This is a genomic window from Streptomyces kronopolitis (genome assembly GCF_014646275.1).
Classification (GTDB): Bacteria; Actinomycetota; Actinomycetes; order Streptomycetales; family Streptomycetaceae; genus Streptomyces; species Streptomyces kronopolitis.
This window is the reverse complement of the sequence record NZ_BMND01000020.1, coordinates 1-24,896: the sequence shown is the minus strand read 5'-3', so window position 1 is coordinate 24,896 and position 24,896 is coordinate 1. Positions and strand designations below refer to the sequence as shown.

At 72.1% G+C, this 24,896-nt stretch carries 24 protein-coding genes; 14 read left to right on the top strand and 10 right to left on the bottom strand.

Going from position 1 to position 24,896, the window contains the following annotated elements; genetic code table 11:
• Nucleotides 1–49: 49 nt before the first annotated feature.
• The gene (locus IEY78_RS21095; protein WP_189100581.1) at nt 50–931 is read right to left on the bottom strand and encodes a DUF3109 family protein; all 882 of its coding nucleotides are present in this window, start codon (nt 929–931) and stop codon (nt 50–52) included.
• Between the two features lie 75 nt (nt 932–1,006).
• Between IEY78_RS21095 and IEY78_RS21090 the strand changes: the two genes are divergently transcribed.
• The 7 genes from IEY78_RS21090 to IEY78_RS21060 all read left to right on the top strand — a co-directional run bounded on the left by IEY78_RS21090 (nt 1,007) and on the right by IEY78_RS21060 (nt 8,528).
• Nucleotides 1,007–1,933 carry a Ppx/GppA family phosphatase gene (locus IEY78_RS21090; RefSeq protein ID WP_189100579.1) on the top strand — a complete coding sequence of 309 codons (927 nt, stop codon included), beginning with the start codon at nt 1,007–1,009 and terminating at the stop codon, nt 1,931–1,933.
• Between the two features lie 88 nt (nt 1,934–2,021).
• Nucleotides 2,022–2,846 carry a sugar phosphate isomerase/epimerase family protein gene (locus IEY78_RS21085; RefSeq protein ID WP_189100578.1) on the top strand — a complete coding sequence of 275 codons (825 nt, stop codon included), beginning with the start codon at nt 2,022–2,024 and terminating at the stop codon, nt 2,844–2,846.
• Complete coding sequence (locus tag IEY78_RS21080; protein ID WP_189100576.1) at nt 2,843–3,502, top strand: TetR/AcrR family transcriptional regulator; 660 nt, start codon at nt 2,843–2,845, stop codon at nt 3,500–3,502. The genes IEY78_RS21085 and IEY78_RS21080 overlap by 4 nt, the downstream gene beginning before the upstream one ends.
• Nucleotides 3,503–3,737: 235 nt before the next feature.
• Nucleotides 3,738–5,588: a dihydroxy-acid dehydratase gene (gene ilvD / locus IEY78_RS21075; RefSeq protein WP_189100574.1), complete on the top strand. Its 1,851-nt coding sequence runs from the start codon at nt 3,738–3,740 to the stop codon at nt 5,586–5,588.
• 307 nt (nt 5,589–5,895) lie between these two features.
• On the top strand, nt 5,896–6,639 hold the full coding sequence (locus tag IEY78_RS21070; RefSeq protein WP_189100572.1) for an ABC transporter ATP-binding protein: 744 nt from the start codon (nt 5,896–5,898) through the stop codon (nt 6,637–6,639).
• Nucleotides 6,640–6,642: 3 nt separating this feature from the next.
• On the top strand, nt 6,643–7,926 hold the full coding sequence (locus IEY78_RS21065; RefSeq protein ID WP_189100569.1) for a DUF7224 domain-containing protein: 1,284 nt from the start codon (nt 6,643–6,645) through the stop codon (nt 7,924–7,926).
• A complete protein-coding gene (locus tag IEY78_RS21060) occupies nt 7,923–8,528 on the top strand; it encodes a hypothetical protein (protein WP_189100567.1) in 606 nt (201 codons plus the stop codon). Before IEY78_RS21065 ends, IEY78_RS21060 begins: the two co-directional genes overlap by 4 nt.
• 85 nt (nt 8,529–8,613) lie before the next feature.
• On the opposite strand, the gene IEY78_RS21055 is transcribed toward IEY78_RS21060, so the two are convergent.
• Nucleotides 8,614–8,826, bottom strand: coding sequence for a DUF397 domain-containing protein (locus tag IEY78_RS21055; protein ID WP_189100565.1), 213 nt, complete (start codon nt 8,824–8,826; stop codon nt 8,614–8,616).
• Nucleotides 8,808–9,650, bottom strand: a complete 843-nt coding sequence (locus tag IEY78_RS21050) for a helix-turn-helix domain-containing protein (RefSeq protein ID WP_189100563.1) — start codon at nt 9,648–9,650, stop codon at nt 8,808–8,810. Before IEY78_RS21050 ends, IEY78_RS21055 begins: the two co-directional genes overlap by 19 nt.
• 169 nt (nt 9,651–9,819) lie before the next feature.
• On the opposite strand from IEY78_RS21050, the gene IEY78_RS21045 reads away from it, so the two are divergent.
• Nucleotides 9,820–10,044 (top strand): hypothetical protein, encoded by a 225-nt coding sequence (locus IEY78_RS21045; RefSeq protein ID WP_189100561.1) that lies wholly within the window; start codon nt 9,820–9,822, stop codon nt 10,042–10,044.
• A gap of 154 nt (nt 10,045–10,198) precedes the next feature.
• Here the strand turns inward: IEY78_RS21045 and IEY78_RS21040 are convergent, their stop codons facing one another.
• Nucleotides 10,199–12,424 (bottom strand): serine/threonine-protein kinase, encoded by a 2,226-nt coding sequence (locus IEY78_RS21040; protein ID WP_189100559.1) that lies wholly within the window; start codon nt 12,422–12,424, stop codon nt 10,199–10,201.
• A 210-nt stretch (nt 12,425–12,634) separates the two neighbouring features.
• On the opposite strand from IEY78_RS21040, the gene IEY78_RS21035 reads away from it, so the two are divergent.
• On the top strand, nt 12,635–12,988 hold the full coding sequence (locus tag IEY78_RS21035) for a peptidase (protein ID WP_189100557.1): 354 nt from the start codon (nt 12,635–12,637) through the stop codon (nt 12,986–12,988).
• Nucleotides 12,989–13,024: 36 nt separating this feature from the next.
• On the top strand, nt 13,025–13,609 hold the full coding sequence (locus tag IEY78_RS21030; RefSeq protein WP_189100555.1) for a hypothetical protein: 585 nt from the start codon (nt 13,025–13,027) through the stop codon (nt 13,607–13,609).
• A gap of 39 nt (nt 13,610–13,648) precedes the next feature.
• Here the strand turns inward: IEY78_RS21030 and IEY78_RS21025 are convergent, their stop codons facing one another.
• Nucleotides 13,649–14,632, bottom strand: a complete 984-nt coding sequence (locus IEY78_RS21025) for a glycoside hydrolase family 113 protein (RefSeq protein WP_189100553.1) — start codon at nt 14,630–14,632, stop codon at nt 13,649–13,651.
• Nucleotides 14,633–14,640: 8 nt separating this feature from the next.
• Nucleotides 14,641–15,357, bottom strand: coding sequence for a TetR family transcriptional regulator (locus IEY78_RS21020; protein WP_189100551.1), 717 nt, complete (start codon nt 15,355–15,357; stop codon nt 14,641–14,643).
• A 97-nt stretch (nt 15,358–15,454) separates the two neighbouring features.
• Here IEY78_RS21020 and IEY78_RS21015 point away from each other — a divergent pair, with 97 nt between their 5' ends.
• On the top strand, nt 15,455–16,327 hold the full coding sequence (locus IEY78_RS21015) for a class I SAM-dependent methyltransferase (protein ID WP_189100549.1): 873 nt from the start codon (nt 15,455–15,457) through the stop codon (nt 16,325–16,327).
• An 84-nt stretch (nt 16,328–16,411) separates the two neighbouring features.
• Here IEY78_RS21015 and IEY78_RS21010 read toward each other — a convergent pair whose 3' ends face one another.
• The 3 genes from IEY78_RS21010 to IEY78_RS21000 form a co-directional block, all read right to left on the bottom strand.
• Nucleotides 16,412–17,842 carry a M1 family metallopeptidase gene (locus tag IEY78_RS21010; RefSeq protein WP_189100547.1) on the bottom strand — a complete coding sequence of 477 codons (1,431 nt, stop codon included), beginning with the start codon at nt 17,840–17,842 and terminating at the stop codon, nt 16,412–16,414.
• Nucleotides 17,843–17,893: 51 nt separating this feature from the next.
• On the bottom strand, nt 17,894–19,477 hold the full coding sequence (locus IEY78_RS21005) for a SulP family inorganic anion transporter (RefSeq protein ID WP_229700087.1): 1,584 nt from the start codon (nt 19,475–19,477) through the stop codon (nt 17,894–17,896).
• 239 nt (nt 19,478–19,716) lie between these two features.
• Entirely contained in the window at nt 19,717–20,112 is a 396-nt protein-coding gene (locus IEY78_RS21000; RefSeq protein WP_189100545.1) for a hypothetical protein, read from the bottom strand.
• 231 nt (nt 20,113–20,343) lie between these two features.
• Between IEY78_RS21000 and IEY78_RS20995 the strand changes: the two genes are divergently transcribed.
• From IEY78_RS20995 to proC, 3 genes are all read left to right on the top strand, one after another.
• Nucleotides 20,344–21,147: an ABC transporter ATP-binding protein gene (locus tag IEY78_RS20995; RefSeq protein WP_189100543.1), complete on the top strand. Its 804-nt coding sequence runs from the start codon at nt 20,344–20,346 to the stop codon at nt 21,145–21,147.
• A complete protein-coding gene (locus IEY78_RS20990; RefSeq protein ID WP_189100541.1) occupies nt 21,144–21,932 on the top strand; it encodes an ABC transporter permease in 789 nt (262 codons plus the stop codon). The genes IEY78_RS20995 and IEY78_RS20990 overlap by 4 nt, the downstream gene beginning before the upstream one ends.
• A gap of 131 nt (nt 21,933–22,063) precedes the next feature.
• A complete protein-coding gene (gene proC, locus IEY78_RS20985; protein WP_189100539.1) occupies nt 22,064–22,873 on the top strand; it encodes a pyrroline-5-carboxylate reductase in 810 nt (269 codons plus the stop codon).
• A gap of 80 nt (nt 22,874–22,953) precedes the next feature.
• Here proC and trpS read toward each other — a convergent pair whose 3' ends face one another.
• A complete protein-coding gene (trpS, locus tag IEY78_RS20980) occupies nt 22,954–23,961 on the bottom strand; it encodes a tryptophan--tRNA ligase (protein WP_189100537.1) in 1,008 nt (335 codons plus the stop codon).
• Nucleotides 23,962–24,896: the final 935 nt, after the last annotated feature.

Sequence of the window (24,896 nt, the reverse complement as noted above, 5' to 3'; positions counted from 1 at the left end):
AGCGCACACCGGGGCCGCCGCCGGATCCCACGGCGGCCCCGGCGCGCGCCTACTTCTCCTGCGCCGGATCCGCCGGCTTCTCCCGCGGTGCCGGGTCCGCCGGATGCGGCGCCATCGGCAGCGTCGCCGCCAGCCGCTCCTCGCACAGCTCGACGAGCCGGTCGTAGCCCTCCTTGCCCATCAGCTCGGTCAGCTCCGGCTTGTACGAGACGTACACCGGGTCGCCCGCGCCGTGCGCCGAGGTCGCCGAGGTGCACCACCAGTGCAGGTCGTGGCCGCCGGGGCCCCAGCCGCGCCGGTCGTACTCCCCGATCGTCACCTGGAGGATCTGGGTGTCGTCCGGCCGGTCGATCCAGTCGTAGGTGCGCCGCACCGGCAGCTGCCAGCACACGTCCGGCTTGGTCTCCAGGGGCTCGCGGCCCTCGCGCAGCGCGAGGGTGTGCAGCGAGCAGCCCGCGCCGGCCGCGAAGCCGGGGCGGTTCTGGAAGATGCAGGAGCCCTGCCAGCGGCGGGTCTGCCGGTCGCCGTCCTCGTCCTCCTCGATCCAGCCGGACGTGGTGCCCACGTCGTGGTGCTGCCACACATCGGGCGTGAGCCGTGCCACATGCTGCGCGACCCGCTCCTCGTCCTCCTCGTCCGAGAAGTGCGCCCCGAGCGTGCAGCAGCCGTCGTCCGCCCGCCCGGCCTGGATGCCCTGGCAGCCGCTGCCGAAGATGCAGGTCCAGCGGGAGGTCAGCCAGGTCAGGTCGCAGCGGAAGATTTGCTCGTCGTCGGCCGGGTCGGGGAAGGTGACCCAGGCGCGGGCGAAGTCGAGGCCGACCTCGTCGGCCGAGGCCCCGCCCGGGCGCCGATCCTCCTCGGCCGCCTGAGCGCGCCGCTTTTCTTCCTTCTTCAGCGCTTTTTCGTGCTTCGCCTTTTTCGTCTTAGCCACGACTCCAGCGTAAGGCGAGCGGCGGCGGGCACCGCGCCGACAGCAGTGTCCGCCGCGCGCAGTAGGTTTCCCCGTATGAGACTCGGTGTCCTCGATGTGGGTTCGAATACGGTCCATCTCCTGGTGGTGGACGCACACCCGGGCGCGCGCCCGCTGCCCGCCTATTCGCACAAGGCGGAGCTGCGCCTGGCCGAACTCCTCGACGCGCGCGGCGCGATAAGCGAGGCCGGGGTGGAGCGGCTGGTGGCCACGGTGCAGGAGGCGCTGCAGGTCGCCGAGGACAAGGGCGTCGAGAGCGTGCTGCCGTTCGCCACCTCAGCGGTCCGCGAGGCCAGCAACGGCGAGGAGGTGCTGCGCCGGGTCGCCGCGGAGACCGAGGTCGAGCTCCAGGTGCTCTCCGGCGAGGACGAGGCGCGGCTCACCTTCCTCGCCGCCCGCCGCTGGCTGGGCTGGTCCGCGGGCCGGCTGCTGGTCCTGGACATCGGCGGCGGCTCGCTGGAGATCGCCTACGGCCTCGACGAGGACCCGGACGCGGCGGTGTCGCTGCCGCTGGGCGCCGGCCGGCTGACCGCGGGCGATCTGCCCGGCGATCCGCCGGAGGCCGAGGACGTGCGCACGCTGCGGCGCCGGGTGCGCGCCGAGATCGCCAAGGTGGTGAGCGAATTCACCCGCTACGGCACTCCCGACCGGGTCGTCGGCACGTCCAAGACCTTCCGGCAGCTGGCCCGGATCGCGGGCGCCGCGCGCTCGGCGGAGGGGCTGTACGTCCAGCGGGAGCTCACCCGCAAGAAGCTGGAGGAGTGGGTGCCGCGGCTGGCCGCGATGTCCGCGCAGGAGCGGGGCACGCTGCCCGGCGTGTCCGAGGGGCGCTCGCGCCAGCTGCTGGCCGGGGCGCTGGTGGCCGAGGCGGCGATGGACCTGTTCGGGGTCGAGACGCTGGAGATCTGCCCGTGGGCGCTGCGCGAGGGCGTCATCCTGCGGCGGCTGGACCACCTGCCGTAGCGGCCGCGGCGCGCACGGGCCGGGCGGCGGGCCACGGCCGTCCGGGCCTCGTGCCCCGTGCACAGCACCGGCCCGTACGCTGTCCCTCGTGACAGAGCCAGTGGTGCGCATCCCGGATGCGAAGGTCGCGCTGTCCACGGCCTCGGTGTATCCGGAGTCGACGGCGACGGCCTTCGAGATCGCCGCACGCCTCGGTTACGACGGCGTCGAGGTCATGGTGTGGACCGACCCGGTCAGCCAGGACATCGACGCCCTGCGCCGGCTCTCCGACTACCACGGCGTGCCGGTGCTGGCCGTGCACGCACCGTGTCTGCTGATCACCCAGCGGGTCTGGTCCACCGACCCGTGGGTCAAGCTCCAGCGGGCCCGCAGCGCCGCGGAGAAGCTGGGCGCCTCGACGGTGGTCGTGCACCCGCCGTTCCGCTGGCAGCGCAGCTACGCGCGGGAGTTCGTCCGCGGTGTGTGGCGGATGGAGCACGAGACGGATGTGAAGTTCGCCGTCGAGAACATGTACCCGTGGCGCTACCGGGACCGCGAGATGCTCGCGTACGCCCCGGACTGGGACCCCACCCAGGAGGACTACCGGCACTTCACGGTCGACCTCTCGCACACCGCCACCGCCCGCAACGACGCGGTGGAGATGATGCAGCGGATGGGCGACCGGCTGGCGCATGTGCATCTGGCCGACGGCAACGGCTCCGCCAAGGACGAACACCTGGTGCCGGGCCGCGGCAGCCAGCCCTGCGCCCAGGTGCTGGAGCGGCTGGCGGCCACCGGCTTCGACGGCCATGTGGTCGTCGAGGTCAACACCCGCCGGGCGATGTCCGCCGCCGAACGCGAGGCGGACCTGGCCGAGGCGCTGGCCTTCACCCGCCTCCACCTCGCCTCGCCGACCTGGGTCCCGGGCTCGTGAGCGGCGGCGCCGACGGGCCGGACGACGCGCCCGCGGAGCCCGGCACGCCGCCCCCGCCGCCCCGCCGCCGGGGCCGTCCCGCCCGGGCCGCCGACGGGGCCGGTCCCGGCGCCCGGGAGCGGATCCTGGCCGCGGCCCGCACGGAGTTCGCCGAGCGCGGCTACGACAAGACCTCGATCCGCCGGATCGCCAAGGCCGCCGGGGTGGACTCCGCGCTGGTGCACCACTACTTCGGCACCAAGGAGCAGGTCTTCGCGGCCGCCATCGAGCTGACCTTCGCCCCCGCGCTGACCATGCCGGACGCCCTCGCGGGCGGCGGCGCGGACGTCGGCGAGCGGATGGCCCGCTTCATGTTCGGCATCTGGGAGAACCCGGTGAGCCGGCAGCCGCTGCTGGCGATCATGCGTTCCGCGCTGACCAACGACACCGCGGCGGCCGTGCTGCGCGGGCTGATCGAGCGCCGGATGCTCCAGCGGGTGGCCGGCGAACTCGACGTACCCGACCCGGAGTTCCGGGTCCAGCTGGCCGCCGGCCACCTCATCGGGATCGCGATGCTGCGCTACGTGATCAGGATGGACCCGATCGCCTCCGCGGACACGGAGGCGATCATCGCCATGGTCGCCCCCGCCCTCCGGCGCTATCTGACCCAGCCCTGACAAGCGCCACACGGACCGGTCCGCGGCCCTCGACAGGCCCGTGACCTGCGCGGATGTTCCTTCTCGCGCTGTCCGCACTCCGGTCACCCGTCTCACATCCCGGAGAGGCTGTCCAGATCTTGGATCAAAGGCGTAACCTCGACGGGAGCCATATATATGACGCCACCCGGTACGCGGCACGGGTCGGTACCGGCGCCGGCGGTCATACGGACGTAATCCCGAGGGAGTGACCATCGTGCCCGAGCTGAGGTCCCGCACCGTTACCCATGGCCGCAACATGGCCGGCGCCCGAGCCCTTATGCAGGCATCCGGGGTAGCGCGCGAGGACTTCGGCAAGCCGATCGTCGCGGTCGCCAACAGCTTCACCGAGTTCGTGCCCGGCCACACCCACCTCCAGCCGGTCGGCCGGATCGTCTCCGAGGCGATCCACGCGGCGGGCGGCATCGCGCGCGAGTTCAACACCATCGCGGTCGACGACGGCATCGCCATGGGCCACGGCGGCATGCTCTACAGCCTGCCCTCGCGCGACCTGATCGCCGACTCCGTCGAGTACATGGTCGAGGCGCACTGCGCGGACGCGCTGATCTGCATCTCGAACTGCGACAAGATCACCCCCGGAATGCTGATGGCCGCGATGCGGCTCAACATCCCCACCGTCTTCGTCTCCGGCGGCCCGATGGAGTCCGGCAAGGCGACGCTGGTGGACGGCACCGTCCGCACCCTCGACCTGGTCGACGCGATCTCGGACGCCGTCAACGACAAGATCTCGGACGAGGACATCCTCCGCATCGAGGAGAACGCCTGCCCGACCTGCGGCTCCTGTTCCGGCATGTTCACCGCCAACTCGATGAACTGCCTGACCGAGGCGATCGGCCTGTCGCTGCCCGGCAACGGCTCCGTCCTCGCCACCCACACCGCCCGCAGGGCGCTGTACGAGAACGCCGGCCGGACCGTCGTCGAGATCACCAAGCGCCACTACGAGCAGGACGACCACACCGTCCTGCCGCGCAACATCGGCACCCGCGCCTCCTTCGAGAACGCCATGGCCCTGGACATCGCCATGGGCGGCTCGACGAACACGATCCTGCATCTGCTCGCCGCGGCCCAGGAGGCCGGCCTCAACTTCGACCTGGACGACATCAACGCGGTCTCGCGCCGGGTGCCCTGCCTGGCGAAGGTCGCGCCGAACGTCGCGCCGGGCGGCACGTACTACATGGAGGACGTGCACCGCGCCGGCGGCATCCCCGCCATCCTCGGCGAGCTCTACCGCGCCGGGCTGCTCAACGAGGACGTGCACACCGTGCACAGCTCGTCCATCGACGAGTGGCTCAAGACATGGGACGTGCGCGGCGGTTCACCGTCCGACGTGGCCGTCGAGCTGTGGCACGCGGCCCCCGGCTGCAAGCGCTCGGCGACCGCCTTCTCCCAGTCCGAGCGCTGGGACAGCCTCGATGTCGACGCCGAGGGCGGCTGCATCCGCGATCTGGCGCACGCCTACTCCGTCGACGGCGGCCTGGCGGTCCTCAAGGGCAACCTGGCCGAGGACGGCTGCGTGGTGAAGACCGCCGGCGTCGACGAGTCCATCTGGACCTTCGAGGGCCCGGCCGTGGTCTGCGAGTCGCAGGAGGAGGCCGTCGACAAGATCCTCAAGAAGCAGATCAAGGAGGGCGACGTCGTCGTCATCCGCTACGAGGGCCCCAAGGGCGGCCCCGGCATGCAGGAGATGCTCTACCCGACGTCCTTCCTCAAGGGCCGCGGCCTGGGCAAGGCCTGCGCCCTGGTCACCGACGGCCGCTTCTCCGGCGGCACCTCCGGCCTCTCCATCGGCCACGCCTCCCCCGAGGCGGCGTCCGGCGGCACCATCGCCCTCGTCGAGGACGGCGACCGCATCCGCATCGACATCCCGAACCGCACGATCGAACTCCTCGTCAGCGAGGTGGAACTGGAGGCCCGCCGCCTGGCCCTGGGCGGCGTCTACGCCCCCAAGCACCGCGAACGCAAGGTCTCCCAGGCCCTCCGCGCCTACGCAGCCATGGCCACCAGCGCCGACAAGGGCGCGGTGCGAGACGTGAGCAAGCTGGGCTGAGCCGCCCGGCAGGTCTCTCAGCAGCACGGCAACGGCCCCCGTCGCGGGCGAGCGACGGGGGCCGTTGCCATGGCTCCGCGGCCTGACGGCCACTGAGGACGGAGAGCCCGCAGCGTCATCGCGCCGCGGAGCCCCCACAGTTGCACCGCTTCAGCCTCGCCGAGACATGGAACGTCGTGGCCGGGGACGTCCCACCTGTGCGCCAAGCCCGTCAAGATGGCGTGGGAATGGAACAGGTGACGATACGTCGGCCGGTGGGCGACCGTGCTCCGGCCGGCTTTCTTCGGCTCGCGGGAAGCTAGGTGCCATGTCTCTGCAATTCAATCGGTGTTCCTTTCAGTACGGACGGAAAGTTCCTGTCCTCGACCGGCTCGATCTCTCCATCGGGCACAGAGCCACCGTCCTGCTCGGGCCGAACGGCGCAGGGAAATCCACACTTCTGGGTATCGCAGCCTCCTGGATCGCCCCCACCGAGGGCACGGTGACCTGGCGGGGAATGGACCCGGCCCGGTCGAAGTCGCAGGCCGCTTACCGTCAGGCAGTCGGCTGGCTCCCGCAGAACGTCAAGCCCATGCCCGGACTCACCGTTCGGGAGAACGTCGCCTATATCGGCTGGTTAAAGGGAATGTCCCGTACCGACGCATGGGATCGGTCCCGCGACGCTCTGGAGCGTGTGAAGCTGGGGAGCCTGGCGGACCGGAAGAGCCATCAGCTCTCCGGGGGACAGCTGCGGCGCATGGGCATAGCGGGAACGCTCGTCCACAGCAGCGAAGTCGTGCTTCTCGACGAACCCAGCGCAGGTCTCGACCCCTCGCAGCGTCAGATCTTCCGCGATCTGGTGACGCATTTGCTGGCCGACATCCAGGTGGTGGTGTCGACTCATCAGACCGAGGACCTCGACACCATGTATGACCACGTCGTCATCCTCGACCAGGGCAAGGTGCGTTTCGAAGGCGACACCGACGCCTTCCTGTCCTTGGCCGCTCCCGGCATCCCCGAAGGCCGGCGCGCTGAGGGCGCCTACACGCATCTGATCGCCCAGGAGGTGTGAGCCGTGTTGTGGCGTACCGTCCTGCGCTCCTCCTCCGCCTCTTGGCTGGCTCCCCTGCTGGCCGCGTTCGTTGCCCTGCTGCTGTCGGATGACCTCACCGCCGGGGTCACCCACGGCTATTGGCCGAGCGCCCTGGGCGCCGCCACCTTCGCCTTACCGTTCGTGGCACCTGCATGTGCAACGGCCGGCGCCTGGGAAGGTACCCGGCTCACGCGTGGCAACGTGACGCACTGGGCTCCGACGCGTTCCGGCCTCGGGATCGCCCTGCCGCTTCTCGCTCCTGTGCTCGTCCTGGGGATCGTCGGCATGGCGGTGGCCGCTGCCGTGACCATCTCCACGGGCCGGCCGGATGTCGGCACGCCGCCGGTCGGCATGGTCCTCATCTGGCTGGTGATTCTCACGGCCCACGCCATGGCCGGCTTTCTTCTCGGCACACGCCTGCCCTTGGTCGTGGCCACGCCTCTGGCGCTCATTCTCAGCTTCGTGCTGACCGCGTATCCGGCTGCTCTGGAGCCACTGTGGCTGCGTCACATGGTCACCGGCGGCATGGGCTCGTGCTGCTCTCTCGATCAGACGCCCAGCTGGCGTGCGGCGGCGAGCGCCGTGGTGCTTGCCCTTGGTGTCATCGGCGCCGCTGTCCTGGCCCTGACCGTGCTGAGACGGCGAGCCCGCACTCTCCTCATCGGCGGAGCACTGGTGGCCGGCCTGGCCGGTAGTGCATGGCTGGCCCACGGGCTGCCCGCCGATCCCGTGACCGCCCGCCCCGCCGACCAGTTGGAGTGCGCCGGGGACGAACCGCGCGTGTGCCTGTGGCCGGAGCTGGCCGGGCACGCGGCCATGGTCCGGGAGAACGCTTCCGATGCACGCCACCGTCTCCAGCGGGCCGGCGTCACCGTGCCCGGCGAACTCACCATGAACGAGCATCCTGGAAAGGGGGCGCTCTTCATCGGAGCCTGGCCCGATCCCACCCCGTCCGAGGTACGTGCCGGTGTGGGCACCGCGCTCCTTCCGTCCGGGCCGCCGGCCTGTGCTCAGTCCGGCAGTTCCTTTCCGGGCGCCGATGCCTACGGGCCGACTGCCGCGTGGCTTTCGCTGACCGCCGGGGCCGAGCAGGAGGTAGTGGCCGGCCACTACGGTGAAAAGGACGGCGCGACAGCCGCACGCGTCATGCGGGCATCCCATGACGCACAGTTGGCCTGGTATCACCGCAACGGCCTGGCCCTGCGGGACTGCACGACGCAGCCCGCACCACCGCCCGCGCCGCACGCCCAGGGGGCAGCACGATGATCTGGTGGCTCAAGGCCAAAGGCGCCCCGGCCGTTGTGGCCGCCACCATCGCGGTGTACCTCATGGCCGCCTTGGTCCGAGAAGAAGCCATTCCTGTGCCCGCGGTCGTAGGCCCGTCCGGGCAGCTCCTGGTCACACAGATCCTCGGTGTGCTCCCCGTTGTCCTGCTCCTGCACGGCATCGACCGCGGCGACACCGTCACCGAAGAAGTCGCCCTGCGTCACAAGGGCCGACGCAACCTCGCGTTGTGCCTCGCGTTCGCGATCCTGGTCGTGACGTCGGCGGTGGTGGTCCACCTGCTGTGGGACCGGCCCGAATCTCTGTCACTGGCCCGCAACTGCGTGGGCTTCCTCGGGGTTGCTCTCATCGTCCGAGCGGCTCTGGGCCCCGGCATTGCCGCGATCTGTGTCGCTGTGCTTCCCCTGGCCTGTGCCGCCGCCGGACGAAGGCCGGGAGGCTCGGCCCAGCCCTGGGCATGGCCCATCCAACAGCCGACCTCTGCCCTCGGCGCCGGCGAAGCCGCCTTCCTCTTCGCCGTTGGCTGCGCCCTCGTTCTGTGGAAGCAGCGTCCCCTGCTCAACCCTCTCGCCCGCACCACCTGACGAACCGCAGTCAACAACGGCCCCCGTCGCGGGCGAGCGACGGGGGCCGGTCTGTGGGCCGGCACTTCAGAGCCGGGGCGTGCGGTCAGGTGCGGGGGAGTTGTCCGTGCTTCACGGCGGTGACGAAGGACGTCCAGGCGGGAGCCTCGAAGGTGAGGGCGGGGCCTTGCGGGTCTTTGCTGTCGCGGACCGGGACGAGGGCAGGGAAGTCGTCAGAGACCTCGATGCACTGGCCGCCGTCCTGGTTGCTGTATGAGCTCTTGCGCCAGGTAGTGGCGCTCAGGTCGATGGCTCGCACGAGGCTTCCTCCCACATCTGCCTGATGAACTTCCGTGATTCAACCGGGGACATGGCTAAGTCACGGACCAGATCGTAGCTGAGCTGAAGTCGTTCGGCTGCTGCTGTTTCCTCGACCAGTTCGCCTGAGTATCCGCTCTCCACCCATGCCACGGTGCGTCCGTCAGGCAGTCGCAGGAACATGGTGTCCGTGTTCGTCAGCGCGTGGAGACCAACCTTCTGCTGCACGACTTGGATCATGACGTTCGGCCGTTCCCCCATGGTCAGCAAGTGCTCCAGTTGCTTGCGCCATTCCTCGGCATCTTCCAAGGGGGTACGCAACACGGCCTCGGACAGGATTGTGCGGAAGCGTGGAGCGTTGTCGTCATCCAGCAACTCCCGTCGCGCTATCCGCGCTTGGACCTGTCGCGTCAGTTCCTCTCCACTACTGCCGCCCGCCGACAGCAGATCGCGTGCATAGCCCTCTGTCTGAAGCAGGCCCGGGAGGACGCTCACCGCGTAGTGCCACATGCTCACCGCCTCCGCCTCCAGGGCCATGTACCGGCGGTATCGCTCCTTGAACTGCGTAGGGTCCCCCGCCGCCAGTTCCCACAGGGTCAGCAGCAGGTCCGGCGTGCCGTAGTAGATGTCCAGTGCCTGTGAGACCTCGGGGCTGCCGATCGTCTGGCCGTTCTCCATCTTGCCGAACAGGGACCAGTCCCAGCCCACGGCGTCACCGAGCTGCCGCAGGGAGTCGCCCTTCTTGGCCCGCAGTGATCGCAGCTCTTCGGCGAACCGCTGGCGCGGCTCCTGGCTCCGGCCGGTGATTGCTCGTCGCGGCGGCATGGTGACCTCCTCCGTGGAAGGTGTGGAACAAGCGGTGTGGGGCGGGGAAATACGGCCCGCAAGCGGCATTCGCGCCTTTTTCCGGGTCCATTCTCGTAGTGGCCGGAACACACACGGTAGTGGCGCTCCGGGGCATCGGACAGGGAAACGGCAGACGGGAGCGGTAGGAATGACGACGCAACGACGGGCGGCGGCCGACGCGAGGAACGAGGCCGAGGCGGCCTGCGGCGAGCTGGCCGATGTGCTTGGGCGGACCGGCATCGTGCTGCCGTCGCTGGCCGTCGACCCGGTCACGTTCGGCTGTGAACCGCCGCGTGTCCTGGTCGAGTTGGGGCGCTGCAACGTGGAGACCGCCCGCAAGCTCATCGCGGTGCTCCAGAGGGCGGCACGGTGAGCGCGGGCGCCCCGTACGTCTCGCCGGCCTGTCATGTCGGCCGGCACCCCAGGTGCACCCAGGGCGGCGCCGAGTCCGGGAGCGCCGCCGTCCCGGGGGTGCGGCGCGAGTGCTGTGTCTGTTCCTGTCACGCGGCGGGCGGTGGGCCCGGCCGTCACCAGCCCGCCGGGTCGCCCGATGGCGCCGAGAAGACGCTGCCGTCCGGTGCTCCCGCGTAGACGCGGGCGTGGCGGGCGTCCACCGACGGGGTCGGCAGTTTTTCGACGAAGCCGTTGTGGCGGCCGTGCAGGCGGGGCGGGGTCTGGCCCAGCAGGTCGCCGGAGCGGGTGTCGACCGCGAGCAGTCGGCCGTCCGCCGCGGTGAAATAGAGCCGGTCGCCGCTGACCACCGGTGCCGAGCCCCGGCTGACGGAGGTCTCGGTGTCCCAGGTCCGTGCGCCGACGGCCTGCAGCGCGCCGCCCTCCGCCAGCAGGTACACCGACTCGCCGCGCACCACGGCCGAGGCCCCGTCGAGCGGTGCGGTGAGCTTGAGGCGCCGGGTGTGGCCGGTGGCCGGGTCGTACCGGAGGACGGCGGTGGTGCGGTAGGACAACGTGGGGTCGGTGACGGTCAGATAGAGCGCCCCGGACGTGCCGGGGCCGGCCACGGTGAGCAGGCCGGGCAGCCGGTGCGACCAGCGGACCCTGCCGTGGGCCGGGTCGATGGCGGTGACCTGGGTGCCGGTGCCGTCGGGGGTGTTCTCGGCCGCGTAGGCGGTGCGCCCGTCGCCGAACGCGGTGAAGGCGGGCAGGGCGTGGCCCGTGAAGCGCCGGTGCCACAGCTGGCGGTGGGTCGCGCTGTCCAGTGCGGTGACGGTGCCGTCCGCCGCCGTCAGCAGCACCTGGTCCCCGACGATCCGGGCGCCGCCCTCGTACCCGGAGACGTCCTTGGTCCAGCGGGTGGCGCCCTTGCCGTCGGCCGACGGGTCCAGGGCCGTCAGCCGCCCGGCGCCGGCGGAGAAGACGTAGAGCAGTCCGCCGGAGAGCGCCGGCGGGGTGGGGGAGGCGGCGTTCTTGAGGGAGGTCCTGCCGGTCGTGGCGTCGTCCTCGCGCTGCCAGGCCACCCGGCCGGTGCCCGGGGCGAGCCGGGCGGCGAGCACGCCGGGCTGGCCGCAGAAGACAGCGCCCGCGCCCGTGGTGCAGAACGGCAGCTCGGCGGCGTGGCCCCGGGGGCGCTTGACGAGGGTGGTGTGCCACGGGCGGAAGTCGGCCCGGTCGGCGTACGAGGGACGGGTCTGCAGCTCGGGGTCCGGGCTGTCGCCCGCGGGGGCCAGCGCGCGGATGCCGGTGAAGGTGCCGGCGCCGGTGACGACCAGGGCGAGGGCGGCCCACAGGAGCCAGCGGCGGGTGCGAGCGCCGCGGGGACGTGCGGGGCGGCGGGGGCCGGTGGGGTGCTCGGGGGCGGCGGCGCGGAGGTGCGTGGTCTCGGGGCGTGCGGGCGCGGGTCCTGCCCCGGCCGGTTCCGCCGGTGCGGCCGGACTCGCGTCCGCCGGTGCGGCCGGGTTCGCGTCCGCCGGGGCGTGCGTGCGCAGCAGTTCCATCAGCGCGTCCGGAGTCGGGCGGTCCGCGGGATCCTTCGCCAGGCAGCTCTCGATCAGCGGCGCCAACTCCTCGGGCACGCCCGCCAGATCGGCCTCGTCGTGGACCACCTGATACGCGACGAGGTACGGGCTCTCCGAGTCGAACGGCCCGCGCCCGGTCGCGGCGTGCACCAGCACCGAACCCAGCGCGAAGACATCCGCCGCGGGCCCCACCTCGCGCGGCCGCTGGAACTGCTCCGGCGCCATGAACGGCGGCGTGCCGATCAATTTGCCGGTCTCGGTGCGCATTTCGCTGTCGGAAGGACGCGAGATTCCGAAGTCGATGACTTTGGGACCGTCCGCGGCCAGCAGCACATTTCCCGGCTTGAGATCACGGTGCACCACCCCGGCGCGGTGGATGTCGCGCAGCGCCTCGGCGAGTCCGGAGGCCAGCTGCCGCACCTCGCCGGGCACCATCGGGCCATTCCTCTTGACATGGTCCGAGAGCGTCGGGCCGGGAATGTGCAGGGTCGCCATCCACGGCCGCTCGGCCTCCGGATCGGCATCGACGACGGGCGCGGTGAAGGCCCCGCTGACCCGCCGTGCGGCCGCCACTTCCTGCCGGAACCGCCCGCGGAACTCCGGGTCCTGGGCGAATTCGGCATGGACGACCTTGACCGCCAGGGTCAGTCCGGACGAGGAGCGTGCCAGATGCACCACGCCCATTCCGCCGGATCCCAGACGGGCTTCCAGACGGTATTGCCCGGCGTATTCCGGATGTTCCGCTTCCGATTCCGCCCCGGAATCGCGCAGCGCCGGCATGGATCCACCCCCGTGTCATTCCCTTGCCATGCGGTCGCAAGTGCGACGCGCGGAGCTTAGTCGATAGCACGTGCGAGGTGAACGAGGCTTGCTAGCGTGCGCGTTGCGCCACCGGGGCGCAATTGTCACGGCGAACTGCCGGACGAGCCGCCGCGGCGGGCTCAGCCACCGCGGGGCACAGGGGATCAGCACCCAACGGGGGAATGAGAGATGACCACACAGGAACAACCGAGCGCAGAGGAACAACGGAGCGCACAGGAACAGCGGAGTGCACGGGAGGCGGCCGATGGGCAGGCGCTCGCCGCGGCGGGCGGCCTCGTCTTCCCGCTCGCGCCCGGCTACCGCGTCAAGGTCCGCCAGGGCCCGAGCACCGACGCACCCGTCGTGCGCACGCTGGCCGAGGGTGCCCGGGTGCAGATCCGCTGCCAGCGGCACGGCCAGCGGGTGAGCGGCCCGTACGGCACGTCGGACATCTGGGACAACATCGCGCCCGGCCAGTACGTCTCCGACACGTACGTCCACACGGGCAGCAGCGGCATGGTCGCGCCGGTCTGCACGTCCTGAGCCGGTCCGCCGCGCCCCGCCGGGGATAATCGGGGCATGAGCGAGCAGCAGAGACCCACCGCGGGCCCGGGGCAGAGCGGCGACGGCCGGAAGTCCGGCGGGGCGGAGCGCGGCGGCCCGGAGCCGGAGCCGATCCGGTTCTTCGGCACCACCTGGGTCCGGCGCGACGGCGGCTACGGCCTGCGCCGGGCCGGGGTCGCGGTGGGCTCGCTCGCGCTGGCCGCGGCCGGTGCGGTGGTGCTGCGCTTCGCGTTCCAGGGCCTGGAGACGGCCTCCGTGGGCCCGTTCGTCAGCACGCTCGTCGTCGTCGGCATCGCCGTGTGCAGCGCCCTTGCCTTCCGCCACACCTGGGCGGGCTTCACCGGCGGCCCCGGCCCGTCGGCGGCGCGCGCGGCCGACAGCTCCGGGCAGGGGCTGCTGCTCATCGGTTTCCTCGGCTCGCTGCTCGCCTACTTCTGCCGCAGTCTCGTCGAGGCTCCCGGGGAGAAGCGCTACCGCGCCGAGTACGAAGCGGCCCGCGAGCGGTACGAGCGCCGCCGGGGCGTCCGTACCGGCAATCCGGCCGCCCGCTCCGGCGGCCAGGCGGCGGCCCGCAAGTCCGGGGCGAAGAAGCGCCGTTGAGGCAGGGGGAGCAGCCGAGCCCGGCGAGCGGCGTGCGACTCAGCCTCGTGGGCCGCTCTCTCCGCCACCCCCGGTGCCCCCGCCGTCCCCCGCGTACCGGGCCGCCATCGTGTGGAACACCTCCCGCGGTTCCCAGCGTGTCTCGTCGAGCATCCGCACCACCCCGTACGAGGTGAGGTCCGCGCCCTTGCGCGTCTTGAAGCCCGCGAAGGTGAACCACAGCGCGGTGTCCACGCCCTCCTCCTCGAAGATGTCCAGCAGCTCGGTGAAGTAGCGCACCTGCTCGCTCTCGTCCGGCACCGCCCCCGCCGGCGGCTGCCAGGCCAGTCCGCCCCGCTCGCCCGCGCCGCGGTAGGCGCAGGTCCCGAACTCGGTGACCGCGACCGGCTTGCCGTGGCCGCGGTGCGCACGCAGCTCGTCGCGGAACGTCGTGGCGTTGTACGCGGCCCGGTAGGCGTCCACGCCGACGATGTCGAACGGCTGCCAGTCGATGCTCTCCCAGGGGCCCGAGGCATAGCTGATCCGGCCGCCGAAGCGGGACCGGGCCACGGACGCCACCTCGGCGAGAAAGCCGTTGAGCCGCTCCTGCACCGGGCCCAGCGACATCCACCAGTCCATGTCGGCGGAGACCATCGCCTGCAACCGGGCGCTGTAGGTGTCCCCGGGGAGGAAACCCGCACAGAACGCGCTCAGCTCGCACCCGGCGACGAACACCACCTCCGCCCCGCCGGCCCGTACGGCCTCGGCCCGCTCCGCGCAGTCCGCGAAGTACGGCAGCAGCTCCTCGGGGGTGAGGTCGACGGGGAAGGGCGCGAACCACACCTCCAGCCCGGCCTCCGCGGCGCACTGCGCGGCGATGCCCAGCCGCTCCGGATCGCCGCCCGAGATCCGTACCGCGTCGCAGTGCAGCTCCCGCGCGATCGCGATGAGGTCCTGCCGCACCGCCTCGACGGTGAAGGTCTTCCGGGAGAGCTCCTCGCCGGGGAGGAACCCGACGTCGTAGTTGATGCCCCGTGCGCGCATGCCGCGTCTCACTGCCCTCTCTGGTTTCGCTGAACGTCTTGGTCGTGCCCGTGGTGCCCGTCGTGGCTGTCCTGGTGGTGCCCGTCGTGGCCGTCTTGGCCGTGCTCGCCGTGCTCATCGTGCTGGTCGTGCCCGCCCAGCCCGTGCGTCAGCAGGTCGAAGGCGAGCTCGATCTCCTCGCCCAGCCGCACGCGGGCGTCCGCCGGCGAGGTGCCGTCGGCGAGCCGGCGGAAGAAGCCCTCCTGGAGCGTCACCACCGAAGCGCTGATCTGCGCCGCCGCCAACACGGCCGTCCGCTCGCCGAGTTCGGCGGTCAGCGCCTGCGCCAGCCGCTCCCGCTGCTGGTAGAGCAGGCTGTTCGTGGCGTTGCTCAGCGCGGGGCTGTCGAAGATCACCCGGACCCGGGAGACCAGCACCTCCGGGTCCAGGCCGGTCATCGGCCCGGCGGCGAGCGCCCGGAAGTGTGCCCGGAGCGCGGCCAGGGGCGTCGAGCCGGGCGCCCGCCCCGTGACGATGCCCGCCAGATCGTCGTCCCCCACGCCCTGGAGGGCGAGCGATTCCTTGGTCGGGAAGTAGCTGAACAGCGTCGCCTTGGCCACCTGCGCCGCCTCGGCGATCTCGTTGACCGTGACCGCCTCGAAGCCCCGCTCGGCGAACAGCCGCCAGGCCGTCGCCGCGATCCGCCGCCGGGTCTCTTCCTTCTTCCGCTCACGCAATCCCGCCATGGCACCCACTCTAGCCATACCGGGTTCGGAATTGAACCGGGTCTGACTTTTTTCTCCGGGCCTCCGCGCGCTCCGCCGCGTGGGCAGGATGACGTCCATGCCGGAATCGCCTCAGCCCCAGCCGCTCCAGCCGCTCCAGCCGCTCCAGCCGTCCCGGCCACCCCGGCCGCCGCAGCCCTCCGCGCCCGTTCCGCCCCCGGCCCACGCCACCCTGGCCCGGTCGTTCGACGCGGTGGCCGCCCAGTACGCCGCCGCCCGGCCCGGCTATCCACCGGCCCTCTTCGACACGATCGAGGAGCTGGCCGGGCAGCCGCTGGCGGGGGCGCGGGTGCTGGACGTCGGGGCCGGCACCGGCATCGCCACCGGGCTGCTCGCCGACCGGGGCGCCCGGGTCACCGCCGTCGAGCCGGGCGCTGCCATGGCCGCCGAGCTGCGCGCCGCCCACCCCGGCACCCCGCTCGTCCGCGCGCTCGGCGACGCGCTGCCGTTCTCCGACGACGCGGGCTTCGACCTGGTCGGCTACGCGCAGGCCTGGCACTGGACCGATCCGGCCCGCTCGGTGCCCGAGGCGATGCGGGTGCTGCGGCCCGGCGGGGCGCTCGCGCTCTGGTGGAACATCCCCGATCCGGACGTCGGTTGGGCGGCCGCCCAGGAAGCCCGGATCGCCCGGCGGCTCCCCGACTACCATGCCCACGGCGTCGCGCCGGAGGCTCCCGACCTGATCCGCGGCCTCGGCCTCGGACTGCGTCCGGTGCTCCGCGTCCTGCACTGGACCCGGCGGGTCCCCCTCGACACCCATCTGGCGATGCTGGGCAGCCGCTCGTACTTCGCCGCCATCGGCCCGGAGGCCGCCGCCCCGGTCCTCGCGGACGAGCGGGCCGCGCTGCTGGACGTCTTCCCGGACGGCATCGTCGAGGAGGCCTACGCGCTGGACGTCACCGTCACCCGCCGGCCGCCCGTCCCGTCCTGACGAGCGGGCACTTCGGCGGACGGACGAGCGCGCGCGGCGGCGGGGGAGCGGTCGGCGGCCCTGGCCCGAGAAACCGGGCCCCGCTCAGTACAGCCGCTTCGGCTTCCCGTTCCCGTACAGCCAGGCCTGGAACAGCGGCTTCAGGTCCACGTCCGTGCGCGCCTGGCAGAAGGCGATGAAGTCCGCCGAATCCGCCGTGCCATAGCGGTACTTGGCGGGCCACTCCTTGAGGATCCGGAAGAACGTCTTGTCGCCGACGGCGTTCCGCAGCTGCTGGAGCACCATCGCGCCCCGCTCGTAGACGGCCGGGCCGGTCACGTTCTTCGCCGCGCCCGGGCGGCCCGGCGGGAAGTCCCAGCGCGGGTTGTGCGGGTCGTCCTTGTAGAGCGCGTCGAACTGCTGCTGCGGGGTCTTGCCGCCGGTGTGCTCCGCCCACAGCCACTCGGTGTACGTCGCGAAGCCCTCGTTGAGCCAGGTGTCCGCCCAGGTCTTCGGGCTCACCGAATCGCCGAACCACTGGTGGGCCATCTCGTGCACCACGGTCACGGTGTCCGGCGCCCCGGCGTAGACCGGCTTGGTCTGGGTCTCCAGCGCCTCCCAGGTGATCCGGGCCGGGGTGTCGTCGACGATGGCGCCCGCCGAGGAGAAGGGGTACGGGCCGAACAGGCCGCTCTCCCACGTCAGGATCTCCGGCAGCTTCGCCAGCGGCCCCCGGCTCGCCTTGGCCTCCGCCGGGTCCACCGCGACGTACAGCGGCAGCCCCTGGGGCGCGCGCGAGGTGCGGACGTCGAATTTGCCGATGGTGGCGGTCGCCAGATAGCTGGCCATCGGCTGGCCGCTGTGCCACCGGAACGTCGTCCGGCCCCCGGAGGTCTGCTGCGAGCTCAATTCCCCGTTGGCGACGGCGGTATAGCCCTGCGGCACGGTGATCCGGAAGTCGTACGTCGCCTTGTCCTCGGGGTGGTTGTTGCCGGGGAACCACGTCATGGACCCGGCGGGCTCACCCGAGACGAACGCCCCGTCGGGGGTCTTGACCCACCCCTCCGTCGTACCGTCCGGATCCGTCAGCTCCTGCGGGCTCCCGGCGTAGTTGACGGTCGTACGGAACGCGGCGCCCTTACGGAGCCCGTCGGGCGGCCGGACGATCAGCTTGTGCCCCTTGCGGGAGAAGTCGGCACTCTCGCCGTCGACCCGCACCCGGGACACCCGTAGCCCCTGGAGGTCGAGCTGGAAGGAGCGCAGGTCCTCGGTGGCCTCGGCGGTGAGGTCGGCGGTCGCGTCCAGCCGCTTCTTGCGCACGTCGTAGTCGAGGTCCAGCCCGTAATGGCGCACCTGGTAGCCGCCGTTGCCGAGCGCCGGGAAGAGCGGATCACCCACTCCGCCGCCGCCCGCCGCCCCCCGCGGGCCGCCGGTGCACGAGGAGAGCAGCAGGGCGACGGAGAGGGCGGCGGTCGCACCACAGGAGCGATAGGGCCGGCGGTTCACGGCACTCCAAGGGTCGGCGGTGATCAGCATGCCGACACTACGGTCATTTCCGCCCGGCCGCCGGTCCCTGTCGCGCTCGTGTCACGGGCTGACGGACGGCGCCTTCCGCCGCGCGGACCCGTCCGGCCCGCCCCGGTGCTCCGCCCAGCTGCCGAGCGCGGTCGCACAGGCCCGGTCGAGATGCCGCAGCCCGGACAGGTCCAGCTCGACCTCCCGGTCCTCGGGCAGTGCCGCCAGCTGGTCGAGCAGCTTCGGCAGCCGCAGGAAGGTGGCGTTGCCGACGGCCCGGACGAGGAGCGGGCGCCGGGGGAGCGGGGCGGCCGGGACGCCGTCGCCGGGCCCGCCGTCGCCCACCGCGGGCTCGCGCTCCACGATCTCCAGATGGACGTGCGAGGTCTCCCACGCCGACTTCGCCACCGCCATCAGCAGCCCCAGCAGCACCCCCTCGAACATGTTCGTGGCCACGATCGCCACCGCCGTGGCGGCCAGCACCACGGCCTCGCCCCGGTGCTCGCGCCACAGCGGCCGCCACTGCTTCACCGGGATCAACTTGCCGCCCGCATGGACCAGTACGCCGGCCAGCGCGGCGATCGGCACCACGGTCAGCGCCGCCGGGAACGCCGCCGCGAAGACCAGCAGCCACACCCCGTGCAGCACCCGCGAGGCCTTCGTCCGCGCCCCGGCGTGCACATTCGCGGCGCTGCGGACGATCACCGCGGTCATCGGCAGCGCGCCGAGCAGCCCGCACACCGTGTTACCGGCGCCCTGCGCGATCAGCTCCTTGTCGTAGTCGGTCCGCGGCCCGTCGTGCAGCCGGTCCACCGCGGCCGCGCTGAACAGCGACTCCGCCGACGCGATCAGGGCGAACGCCAGCACCGTGCCCAGCGCCCCGGCCAGCGCCCCCGCCTCCGCCAGCCGGGCGAAATCCGCCCCGCCCGGCGGCTGGACGACATCCAGCAGACCCGCCACCTCGACCCGGGCCACCGGCAGATCCAGCACCACCACCGCGGCCGTCGCCAGCGCCACCGCGACCAGCGGCGCCGGCAGCACCCGCGCCGCCGACCGCCACTTGGGCCACAGCACCAGCAGCACGATGGTGCCCGCGCCCACGGCCAGCGCCGTCAGTGCCGTACCGGAGGAGGCGGTGTCCGCGACGAGACCCGGCAGCCCGCCCAGATTCGCCGGCCCGTTGCCCGGCGCCTTGGCATCCGCCAGGGCGTACAACTGCCCGGCGATCAGGACCAGTCCGATGCCCGCGAGCATCCCCTGGACCACCGCTACGGAAATGGCCCGGAACCAGCGGCCCAGCCGCAGCGCCCCCATGACCAGTTGCAACAGCCCGGCGAGCAGCACCAGCGCGCCCAGCGCGCCGAGCCCGTACTCCCGCACGGCCTCGTAGACCAGCACGGTCAGCCCGGCGGCCGGGCCGCTGACCTGCAGACTGCTGCCGGGCAGCAGCCCGGTCAGCAGCCCGCCGACGATCCCTGTGACCAGCCCGAGTTCGGCGGGCGCCCCGGACGCGACGGCCACCCCGACACACAGCGGGACGGCGACGAGGAAGACGACGAGCGAGGCGGTGACATCGGCGCGCACCCGCGCCAGCGTCCGGCGCGAGGGTATGGAGGGCAGGGACGGGCGGAGCCGGGCAACACGGAACCTCTGCATGAGCATGCCTCCAGCGAGTGCGTGGATACGGCGGCGCGCGCGGACGCCCGGGTGCGTACGAGAACGCACCGGGACACGCGAGCGGAACGCGACGCGGCAGCGGGCCGGCGACCACCGGCCCGAGGGCAGCGGTCACCCGCCGCCGCGCCGTGTCACGCGGCGCACGCCAGGAAAGGGATGACGGCTGGATCCGTCGGGTGCGCGGGCCGGGGGAGGCCCTGGGGCGGCTCTCGGCCCGCTCAGCAGCGGAAGACCAGGTGCCGGACCGGCAGTTCGCCCGATCTCGCGACGGGCACGGCCCGCCGGCCGGTGAGCGCGGCGGTGCGGTTCAGCCCGCCCTCGGCGCGGAGCGGACCGGCCTGCGACGCGGTCGTGCGCGGGGGGACGGGCACCGAGACCGCGGCCGTGGAGCGCCCGCCATGGCGCGTCCGGCAGCGGTCGGCGCCGGACTCCTGGTGGTCGTCGGTGTCCGACGCCCACGGTGCGTCGTACGGCGCGGCACCGCGGGCGGCGCTCTTCGCCGTCGCCGGCCCGCTCGCCGCGTACGCGCCACCGGCGGCCGCCGGCAGCGCCAGCACGAGGGCGACGACGAGCAACAGGAGCCGACCGAGACGGCCGGCCCGGGTCTTCGCCATGTCGCCCCTTCCGGCGCGGCTGGACAGGTCACCCCATTGTGTCCAGATGAACACGCTGTGCCATGCCTTGGTATGTGACCACCCTGTGAACGCGGAGGTATCCGACGGGAATGGCCGGTTCCGTTCGCTCCGGCGGCCGTAACTGCCCACCCCGTTCCGCAGTGCGCCGCCCCGCACTCCCATCCGCCCACCCGCTTGACGCCCCACCCCGCCCGGAGCACTATTCATCACATGATGAATTATGACGGCGACCCCGCCGTCCACGCCCGGGACCTCACCGCCGTCCGCGGCGGCCGCACCGTCCTCGACGCCCTCCGCTTCGACGTGCCCCGCGGCCGCGTCACCGGCCTCCTCGGCCCCTCCGGCTGCGGCAAATCCACCCTGCTGCGCGCCATCGTCGGCACCCAGGCCAAGGTCACCGGCACCCTCGACGTCCTCGGCCGGCCCGCGGGCGACCCCCGGCTGCGCCCCCGCATCGGCTACGTCACCCAGGACCCGTCCGTCTACGACGACCTCACCGTCCGGCAGAACCTCGACTACTTCGCCGCCGTCCTCCACCCCGGCCGGGCCGCCCGCGCCCTGCGCCGCGACCGCGTCACCCGCGCCGTCGAGGACGTCGACCTCACCCGCCACGCCGACGCCCTCGCCGGCCGCCTCTCCGGCGGCCAGCGCAGCCGGGTCTCCCTCGCCGTCGCCCTGCTCGGCGCCCCCGAACTCCTCGTCCTCGACGAACCCACCGTCGGACTCGACCCCGTCCTGCGCCGCGACCTGTGGACCCTCTTCCACACCCTCGCCGCCGACCGCGGCACCACCCTCCTGGTCTCCTCCCACGTCATGGACGAGGCCGAGCGCTGCCACCGGCTGCTCCTGATGCGCGAGGGCCGCATCCTGGCCGACGGCGCACCCGACGCCCTCCGGGAGCGCACCGGCACCGCCACCGTCGAGGCCGCCTTCCTCCACCTCGTCGACGACGCCGCGGCCACCGGCCGGACCCCGGAAGCGGCCCGCACCTCCCTTGAGGAGTCCGCACGATGACCACCGCACCCCTCCCGGCCGGCGCACCGCACCCCGCCCCCGCGCCCTGGTCCCCGTCCCGCACCCTGGCCACCGCCGCCCGGGTCCTGCGCCAACTGCGCCACGACCCGCGCACCATCGCGCTGATGCTGGTCGTCCCCTGCGTGATGATCGCCCTGCTGCGCTACGTCTTCGACGCCCGCCCGCAGACCTTCGACGGCATCGGCGCCTCGCTCCTCGGCATCTTCCCGATGATCACGATGTTCCTGGTGACCTCCATCGCCACCCTGCGCGAACGCACCTCCGGCACCCTGGAGCGGCTGCTCGCCATGCCCCTCGGCAAGGCCGACCTGATCAGCGGCTACGCCCTCGCCTTCGGCCTGCTCGCCGTCCTGCAGTCCGCCCTCGCCACCGGCCTGTCCGTGTGGGTGCTGGGCCTGGACGTCATCGGCTCACCCTGGCTGCTGCTCCTGGTGGCCGTCCTCGACGCCCTGCTCGGCACCGCCCTCGGCCTGTTCGTCTCGGCCTTCGCCGCCTCCGAATTCCAGGCCGTCCAGTTCATGCCCGCCGTCCTCATGCCCCAACTGCTGCTCTGCGGCCTGTTCACCCCGCGCGACACCATGCAGCCCGCCCTCCGGGCCCTCTCCGACGTCCTGCCGATGTCCTACGCCGTCGACGGCATGAACGAGGTCCTCCGGCACCCCGACCTCACCGATGCCTTCGTCCGCGACGCCGCCGTCGTCACCGGCTGCGCCCTCCTCGTCCTCGCCCTCGGCGCCGCCACCCTCCGCCGCCGCACGGCCTGACGCCGTCCCGGCCCTCGGAACGCGGCCGCGCCGCCCGCCCGGCAGGTGCGAGGATGACGAGGTAACCGACCGCTCAACGGGCCGGCCCCCGGGGCCACCGCCCGGGCACCACCGGCGAGGTGAACCGCAGCATGACCCAGAAGGTCGCCGTACTCGGCACCGGAAAAATCGGCGAAGCCCTGCTCAGCGGCATGATCCGGGGCGGCTGGGCGCCATCCGACCTGCTGGTCACCGCCCGCCGCGAGGAGCGCGCCGCGCAGCTGCGCGACCGCTACGGCGTCGAAGCCGTCAGCAACCGCGAGGCCGCCGAGGCCGCCGACACCCTCATCCTCACCGTCAAGCCCCAGGACATGGGCACCCTCCTGGCCGAGCTGACCCCGCACCTCCCCGCCGACCGCCTGGTCATCAGCGGCGCCGCCGGCATCCCCACCTCCTACTTCGAGGAACGCCTGGCCGCCGGCACCCCGGTCGTACGGGTCATGACGAACACCCCCGCCCTCGTCGACGAGGCGATGTCCGTCATCTCCGCCGGCACCCACGCCACCGGCACCCACCTCACCCGCGCCGAGGAGATCTTCTCCGGCGTCGGCAAGACCCTCCGCGTCCCGGAGTCCCAGCAGGACGCCTGCACCGCGCTCTCCGGCTCCGGCCCGGCGTACTTCTACTTCCTCGTCGAGGCCATGACCGACGCCGGCATCCTCCTCGGCCTGCCCCGCGACAAGGCCCACGACCTCATCGTCCAGGCCGCCATCGGCGCCGCGGTGATGCTCCGCGACAGCGGCGAACACCCCGTCACCCTCCGCGAGAACGTCACCTCCCCGGCGGGCACCACCATCAACGCCATCCGCGAACTGGAGAACCACGGCGTCCGCGCCGCCCTCCTCGCCGCGCTGGAAGCCGCCCGCGACCGCAGCCGCGAACTGGCCTCCGGCAAGGGCTGACCCCCGGCGGGAGCCGCACCCACCGGCTCCCGCCCGGCCGCGCCCTCGTACAGCGGGCGCCTTCCTCTCTTATACGGCCCCTAGGCCGACAGCCCGACCGCCCGATAGGCCGCGTCCACCCGCGGCCGGGCCAGCCCCCGCGCCCGCTCCGCACCGGCCCGCAGCACCCCGTCGACATACCCGGGGTCGGCGGCCAGCTCCGCATGCCGCTTGCGCACCGGCCGCAGCACCTCCACCACGGCCTCCGCCACATCCTTCTTCAACGCGCCGTACGAGGTGTACCCCTCGGCCAGCCGCGCCGGCTCCCCACCGGCGCACGCGGCCAGCACATCCAGCAAATTCGCCACCCCCGGCCGCTCCTCCCGCTCGTACACGACCTCGCCCGCCGTATCCGTCACGGCCCGCAGCACCTTCTTGCGCACCGCCTCCGGCTCGTCCAGCAGATAGACCGTCCCGGCCGTAGCGGCGTGCGACTTCCCCATCTTCGACGTGGGCTCCTGAAGATCCATCACCCGCGCCCCCACCGCCGGATACGTCGCCTTCGGCACCACGAACGTCGCCCCGTACCGCTGGTTGAAGCGCACCGCCAGATCCCGCGTCAGCTCCAGATGCTGTGCCTGGTCCGCGCCCACCGGCACCTCGTGCGTCCCGTACGCCAGGATGTCCGCCGCCATCAGGGCCGGATACGTCAGCAGCGACAGCCGCACGCTCCCGCCCCGCGCCTCCGCCCGCGCCGCCTTCTCCTTGAACTGGACCATGCGCCGCATCTCACCGTCGGAGGCCGTGCACTCCATCAGATACGACAGCCGCACATGCTCGTGCACCTGACTCTGCACGAACAGGGTGCACCGCGCCGGATCCAGCCCCGCCGCCAGCAGCAGCGTCGCCGCCTGCCGGGTGAGCCGCCGCACCCGCGCCGGATCGTGCTCCACGGTCAGCGCGTGCAGATCCACCACGCAGAACAGGGCATCCGCCCGGTGCTGGTCCTCCTCGACCCACCGCCGCATCGCCCCGAGGTAGTTCCCCAGCGTCAGATGCCCCGTCGGCTGCACACCACTGAAGATCCGTACCCGCTCCGCCATCGCCATCCCGTCCGTCCTTGTCTCGCGCACCCGTGCCGGGTGCGTCGGGACCGCCGACCTCACCGGCCGGCTGCGAGAGGGAGAAACGCGAACGGCCGCCGAAGCGGCGGCCGTGGTCATGCATGCGCTGTGGTCCGGCCGCCGTCAGGCGAGCCACCACTGCTGTACGAGCGCATGCGGATTCATGGGCCCAAAGTACCCCGCCCACCCAGTCCTGGCACGGGTTTGAAGCACCTCACCCCCTCGTGTAGTGTTCTCCGAGTTGCCACGGAGCCGACAGGTACCAGCAGCCATCCCGCCGCTTCGCGGCACACCACTACTGCACGGCCCCTCAACGGGACCAATTTCGGCATGCCGAAATTCGAACCGTGACGTGATTATGCGTCAGCGAGGAATTCCGCTAAAGTAGTGAACACGCCGAAAGGCGCGGCAGCTCAAATAGCCGCACCACGGCAACCCCCCTCCGACGGGGAATCGGAAATGAATTCGGACCGGCAACGGAACGAAATCGGATCTGATAGAGTCGGAAAGGCCGAAAAGCGAAAGCCGAACGGCCGAGCCCGCTCCAACAGGGCGCCGGACACGGAAACGGATCTGGTAAGGTTGGAAACGCGAAGAAGCCGAAAGGCGGAAACGCACCGGCGAAAATCGGGCCCGCAAGGATCTGATAGAGTCGGAAACGCAAGACCGAAGGGAAGCGCCCGGAGCGCCCGGTACTGAGTCAATCAGAACCGATAAGGCCAAAGGAAGCGTCCGTTCCTTGAGAACTCAACAGCGTGCCAAAAGTCAACGCCAGATATGTTGATACCCCGTCCACTTCGGTGGATGAGGTTCCTTTGAAAGTCCATCGGCACCCATGTGGTGCGGATGGCACACACAGCGAGGACGCTGTGAACGACCGGACCTATTCCGTCTGGTTGTTCCGCTCTCGTGTGTGTTTC

Bases quoted from the DNA above. Each gene is read 5' to 3' on its own strand.
- IEY78_RS21025 (WP_189100553.1), bottom strand. From the start codon at position 14,632: ATGCGCGCACGGGGCATCAACTACGACGTCGGGTTCCTCCCCGGCGAG.
- IEY78_RS21050 (WP_189100563.1), bottom strand. From the start codon at position 9,650: ATGCCGCCGCGACGAGCAATCACCGGCCGGAGCCAGGAGCCGCGCCAG.
- IEY78_RS21090 (WP_189100579.1), top strand. From the start codon at position 1,007: ATGAGACTCGGTGTCCTCGATGTGGGTTCGAATACGGTCCATCTCCTG.
- IEY78_RS21040 (WP_189100559.1), bottom strand. From the start codon at position 12,424: ATGCCGGCGCTGCGCGATTCCGGGGCGGAATCGGAAGCGGAACATCCG.
- IEY78_RS21010 (WP_189100547.1), bottom strand. From the start codon at position 17,842: ATGCTGATCACCGCCGACCCTTGGAGTGCCGTGAACCGCCGGCCCTAT.
- IEY78_RS21020 (WP_189100551.1), bottom strand. From the start codon at position 15,357: ATGGCGGGATTGCGTGAGCGGAAGAAGGAAGAGACCCGGCGGCGGATC.
- IEY78_RS21005 (WP_229700087.1), bottom strand. From the start codon at position 19,477: ATGCAGAGGTTCCGTGTTGCCCGGCTCCGCCCGTCCCTGCCCTCCATA.
- IEY78_RS21000 (WP_189100545.1), bottom strand. From the start codon at position 20,112: ATGGCGAAGACCCGGGCCGGCCGTCTCGGTCGGCTCCTGTTGCTCGTC.
- trpS (WP_189100537.1), bottom strand. From the start codon at position 23,961: ATGGCGATGGCGGAGCGGGTACGGATCTTCAGTGGTGTGCAGCCGACG.
- IEY78_RS21030 (WP_189100555.1), top strand. From the start codon at position 13,025: ATGAGCGAGCAGCAGAGACCCACCGCGGGCCCGGGGCAGAGCGGCGAC.
- IEY78_RS21015 (WP_189100549.1), top strand. From the start codon at position 15,455: ATGCCGGAATCGCCTCAGCCCCAGCCGCTCCAGCCGCTCCAGCCGCTC.
- IEY78_RS21035 (WP_189100557.1), top strand. From the start codon at position 12,635: ATGACCACACAGGAACAACCGAGCGCAGAGGAACAACGGAGCGCACAG.
- IEY78_RS20995 (WP_189100543.1), top strand. From the start codon at position 20,344: ATGATGAATTATGACGGCGACCCCGCCGTCCACGCCCGGGACCTCACC.
- IEY78_RS21045 (WP_189100561.1), top strand. From the start codon at position 9,820: ATGACGACGCAACGACGGGCGGCGGCCGACGCGAGGAACGAGGCCGAG.
- proC (WP_189100539.1), top strand. From the start codon at position 22,064: ATGACCCAGAAGGTCGCCGTACTCGGCACCGGAAAAATCGGCGAAGCC.
- IEY78_RS20990 (WP_189100541.1), top strand. From the start codon at position 21,144: ATGACCACCGCACCCCTCCCGGCCGGCGCACCGCACCCCGCCCCCGCG.
- IEY78_RS21070 (WP_189100572.1), top strand. From the start codon at position 5,896: ATGTCTCTGCAATTCAATCGGTGTTCCTTTCAGTACGGACGGAAAGTT.
- IEY78_RS21060 (WP_189100567.1), top strand. From the start codon at position 7,923: ATGATCTGGTGGCTCAAGGCCAAAGGCGCCCCGGCCGTTGTGGCCGCC.